The 354-nt window shown below is 70.3% G+C and carries 1 protein-coding gene; it reads left to right on the top strand.

All coding sequences use genetic code 11. The features are described 5' to 3' along the window. The coding region (locus IEI94_RS22990; protein WP_191168707.1) for a cadherin repeat domain-containing protein at positions 1 to 354 on the top strand (354 nt) is incomplete at both ends.

Genomic DNA, 354 nt, shown 5'->3' with positions numbered 1-354 from the left:
ACCATCGCCGGGCCGTCGATCACCCTGACCGGCGGCGACGACCTGCTCGAAGGGCTGGCCGAGGAAGGCAACGAGGTTGCCACCGTCACCGCCAGCAGCGACCCGCTGGGCGAGGGCCTCACCTACGGCCTTACCGACGGCAGCGACCCGAACGGCTACTACACCATCGACCCGGCCACCGGCACGGTGACGCTGACCGCGGCCGGCGCTGAGCACGTCAACGACGGCGGCGATCTGCCCACCGTTGACGTCATCGCCACCGACGGGTCGAACCGTCCGGCCAGCGATACCGCCGAGATTGGCACCATCGCCGGGCCGTCGATCACCCTGACCGGCGGCGATGACCTGCTCGAA

The organism is Halomonas sp. ML-15 (assembly GCF_014779595.1).
Taxonomy (GTDB): domain Bacteria; phylum Pseudomonadota; class Gammaproteobacteria; order Pseudomonadales; family Halomonadaceae; genus Franzmannia.
The sequence above is the reverse complement of the archived record's forward strand: the minus strand, read 5'-3'. Positions and strand labels throughout refer to the sequence as shown.